At 34.7% G+C, this 3,333-nt stretch carries 5 protein-coding genes and 1 pseudogene; all 6 read left to right on the top strand.

Translation table 11 applies throughout. From position 1 onward, the window contains the following. Nucleotides 1-211 precede the first annotated feature (211 nt). Nucleotides 212-994, top strand: a complete 783-nt coding sequence (locus AS180_RS21070) for a YecA family protein (RefSeq protein WP_226373016.1) — start codon at nt 212-214, stop codon at nt 992-994. Nucleotides 995-1,101: 107 nt separating this feature from the next. After that, nucleotides 1,102-1,413 (top strand): hypothetical protein, encoded by a 312-nt coding sequence (locus AS180_RS21065; RefSeq protein ID WP_226373015.1) that lies wholly within the window; start codon nt 1,102-1,104, stop codon nt 1,411-1,413. Then, nucleotides 1,410-1,568 carry a hypothetical protein gene (locus AS180_RS23750; RefSeq protein WP_226373014.1) on the top strand — a complete coding sequence of 53 codons (159 nt, stop codon included), beginning with the start codon at nt 1,410-1,412 and terminating at the stop codon, nt 1,566-1,568. The genes AS180_RS21065 and AS180_RS23750 overlap by 4 nt, the downstream gene beginning before the upstream one ends. Nucleotides 1,569-1,580: 12 nt before the next feature. Then, nucleotides 1,581-1,934 (top strand): annotated as a pseudogene (locus AS180_RS23970) (RQC-minor-1 family DNA-binding protein); the annotation flags it as partial. Then, nucleotides 1,920-2,171, top strand: coding sequence for a zinc-ribbon domain-containing protein (locus AS180_RS23965; protein ID WP_258954148.1), 252 nt, complete (start codon nt 1,920-1,922; stop codon nt 2,169-2,171). The pseudogene AS180_RS23970 and the gene AS180_RS23965, both read left to right, overlap by 15 nt. Before the next feature lie 50 nt (nt 2,172-2,221). After that, nucleotides 2,222-3,064 (top strand): DUF6398 domain-containing protein, encoded by an 843-nt coding sequence (locus tag AS180_RS23025; protein ID WP_025910779.1) that lies wholly within the window; start codon nt 2,222-2,224, stop codon nt 3,062-3,064. Nucleotides 3,065-3,333: the final 269 nt, after the last annotated feature.

Below are 3,333 nucleotides of genomic sequence, written 5' to 3'. Positions count from 1 at the left end.
CCATTATAAAGGACTTTTTCTTTGCACAAAATAATAAAATTGAACATTTTGAGTATTTTTAATAGTGAAAATAAATTAATGCAACACTAGTGAAAAAATATCATTGCCAATAATGGAGTTATGAGCGCAAACAATCTAGAAATCGAGGAGATGGAGTATCTCATAAAACTGGTTTTATGTTTACTAGTTTTCAAAATGGTAATCCAATCTCATGATCTCTTTGGAATTATTGCCTTCTCTAGTGAAAATTATTCAAGACGAAACGATACTTACAGATGTTAAGCGGAATACGGAATGGATAAAGATTACCCGCGGATTACTCTATTATTTTGGAACGGTGCCGCATGACGAGTTAGTGCATTTAGTTGAGAAATACACGCCTATTCACCCAGATTACCTTGCCTTCAATCAGGTTATATTTCACGCGATGGAATACTATCAAGAAATATACATTAACAGGTATGGCTATTCTTACTGGGAAGTGCTAGACCCTTTAGTTATTTTAGAGGAGCAGGCATCTAGAAAGAATATTGATTACTATCCATTCTCGAAGAAACAGCTCCTTGAAGCAGGTGAAGCGGACTATGTGGAGTGTCCAAAAGGTTATTCTCAACTTTTATCTCTATTTACGAAAGAGTATCGGATGTCAAAACAAGAGGCGAAGGAGTTTGTTGAGGACTGTATTATGCATGCGAAATTAGGCAATCAACCTAGTCAGCTTCTTCAATATTTACAGACTCAACTGACATTCGAAAGCTTAGAAGCAGTGCAAAGACTGATGGATGCCGTTGTTCTTCTTATGAATAATACGAGGGAATGGTATTTAAAGGGATATACATCGGAAGAGCTATTCGCGCAGGAAAAGAAGGCATTACCGCCTTTGCCCAATAAAAAAGGAGAGGTCATTAGTCTCCAAACCCGTCAAAAGGTGGGGAGAAACGATCTTTGCCCATGTGGGAGCGGGAAGAAATTTAAGAAATGTTGTGGGAGTTGAAAATCTGAACAGATAAAAAATGTTAAAAGTTTAGTGGGTGGACAAAAGGATAATGAGTTATATTGCAGAATATCTTTCACAATTTATTGTCTAAAAAGAAGGATTTGGTGTTGGTGGCAAAAAGGAATTCACAAGCTTGGGCAGAGGCCAAAAAACGATGCAAATTGAATGAGACTGATCTACAAATGGCTAAGGAGTTGGGGATGACAGCTAAGAGCTTAATTAAAAATATCCCCACGCCTAATCAGCTATGGAAAGCACCTGTAAAAGTATGGATTCTTGAACTATATGAGGAGAAGTTCAATAGGGTCATTACATTTAAGCCTGCCCCCAGTGAAGAATTAAAAAGAAAGCCCAAAAAACAACAAAAACTGATTGTTTCTGATCACTGGGTTGATGAGGAGGACTTACCATTTTGATGAAATCTAAGTTTGATCGATTATCTGATGAAGAAATAAAAGTCATATTGAGAGCAGCTGATGAAATTATTGCTAAAGGTGGAAGAACACTTCTTGCCAAAATCTTAAAGGGCTCACGGGCGAAGAAAGTATTACAGCTGGAGCTGGATAAGTGACCTGTCTATGGTTATTATAAATCAGAAAATCTAGGTGAAATTATGCAAAAAATTGACTGGATGATCAATTATGATTTTCTAGATATTGAGTATTATGGAAGACTACCAATGATTGTTTTTACAGAGCGGGGGTGGTACATAGAGTCCGATCAATGTGCGGATGAACTTTTAAATGAATGGAAGGAATGGGTCAAGCAGGGAAAGCAAAATCCCGATATGAGCTATCTAAAGGATCGGAATAGGAAAATGATTCTATTGCTGCTTGAGAAGATTAAAGAATTCGGAGATCAAGGACTTATCCCTTATCTAGAATTATGGGAGAAAGTTGATTATAAAAAGGTAAGAGATGAGATTCGAACAACTATAAATGTATTAAATAGAAAAGAGCCGTTTGATCATTCAGTTGTAAAGGAAAAAACAGAATCTATCAAAGAAGCATTAGAGGGTATTGAACCGCATGACCTACTTTTAAAATGCTGGGTATGTGGAGAACGATTTACCTTTACAACGGGAGAGCAGCAATTTTATAAGAAAAAAGGTCTTTCATACCCGAAAAGATGTAAAAAGTGTCATAACGAAAAGGGTAACGAATTCTCCTATTAATTAAGAAAATCTACTTTAAGAGCAGACTAATAGATTAGAGGTTGTGGAGTATGACTAAACCAAAAGAAAAGATAGAGGAAAAGAAGGCAGAATTACTGAAATTAACAATTGAGTTTAGTAAGCAATTTTTAAATGAAGAATATGAGGGAGTAATTGAAAAATTAATAAACAAAATGGCTAGAAAAAGAGACATTCCATTCCTGTCAGGCCGTATTGAAATATGGGCTGCGGCAGTAATCCATGCTTTGGGAACGATTAATTTTTTATTTGATAAATCTAGTCAACCATATGTGTCTGCTACAGAAATTTTTGAGTATTTTGGCACCAAGCAAAGTACGACTTCGCAAAAGTCGAAGAAAATTAGAGATATGTTTAATATGACCTATTTTGATAGTAATTTCTCGATAGAGTCAGTTGTTCAAGGTAGTCCTTTTAATAACCTTTCAATAGTAAATGGATTAATCGTTCCTCAAGATATTTTGAATGATCAGCAGATTGAAATCGAAGAATGGGAAATTCAAGCTGCCCAAATATTAGGAATAAGCGGTTTAGAGAGAGGTAATAAATATAAAGCAAGTTATATGGACAAATTACTCAATGTAAAAGAGACAACTTTAATGAGTTTTTATGAATATCTATTACAACATATGATATTTCCTTTTACTGCGTTATATGAAGAGGAAGTTGGCCCTTTAGAAATCGCAGAATTTGAAGTCAGCTGTATTCATTTAGACCAAGAGATGAAAGTAGACGAAAATTATGGAATTCTTGTTGAAGGCAGGTTGGGTAGAAAAAAAGTAATACTGCCATTAGCTAGCATCAAATTGGATGAAGGACATAAGAATTTTAAATGGATAGATTTATATCAAGAATGGTTCTGGTCATACAGATAATGTTCAATAGTGGATCGTTCTTTGAATGCATTTTTTAATAGACTGAAAATAGGAATGATAAAAAAGTGGAAACTATGGGAAAATCTGATATTTTAAGTGGTAATACCTTTAGTTATTTTGATGTGTTTGAAGAGAAAAAAAGGCTTGTCTTAGGAACTGAAGTAAATGATATAAAATATCATGCGTGTTGATTAACCAATAAAATCCAAAAAAAGCATACAAAAAAGGGCACCTATCTTGTAGAATGTAATTTGCAGAAAACATACTCA

Source organism: Priestia veravalensis (genome assembly GCF_001457055.1).
Classification (GTDB): domain Bacteria; phylum Bacillota; class Bacilli; order Bacillales; family Bacillaceae_H; genus Priestia; species Priestia flexa.
This window is presented reverse-complemented; position numbering and strand designations above follow the sequence as displayed.

Coding starts and splice junctions, on each gene's coding strand:
- AS180_RS21070 (WP_226373016.1), top strand. CDS start 212: ATGATCTCTTTGGAATTATTGCCTTCTCTAGTGAAAATTATTCAAGAC.
- AS180_RS23025 (WP_025910779.1), top strand. CDS start 2,222: ATGACTAAACCAAAAGAAAAGATAGAGGAAAAGAAGGCAGAATTACTG.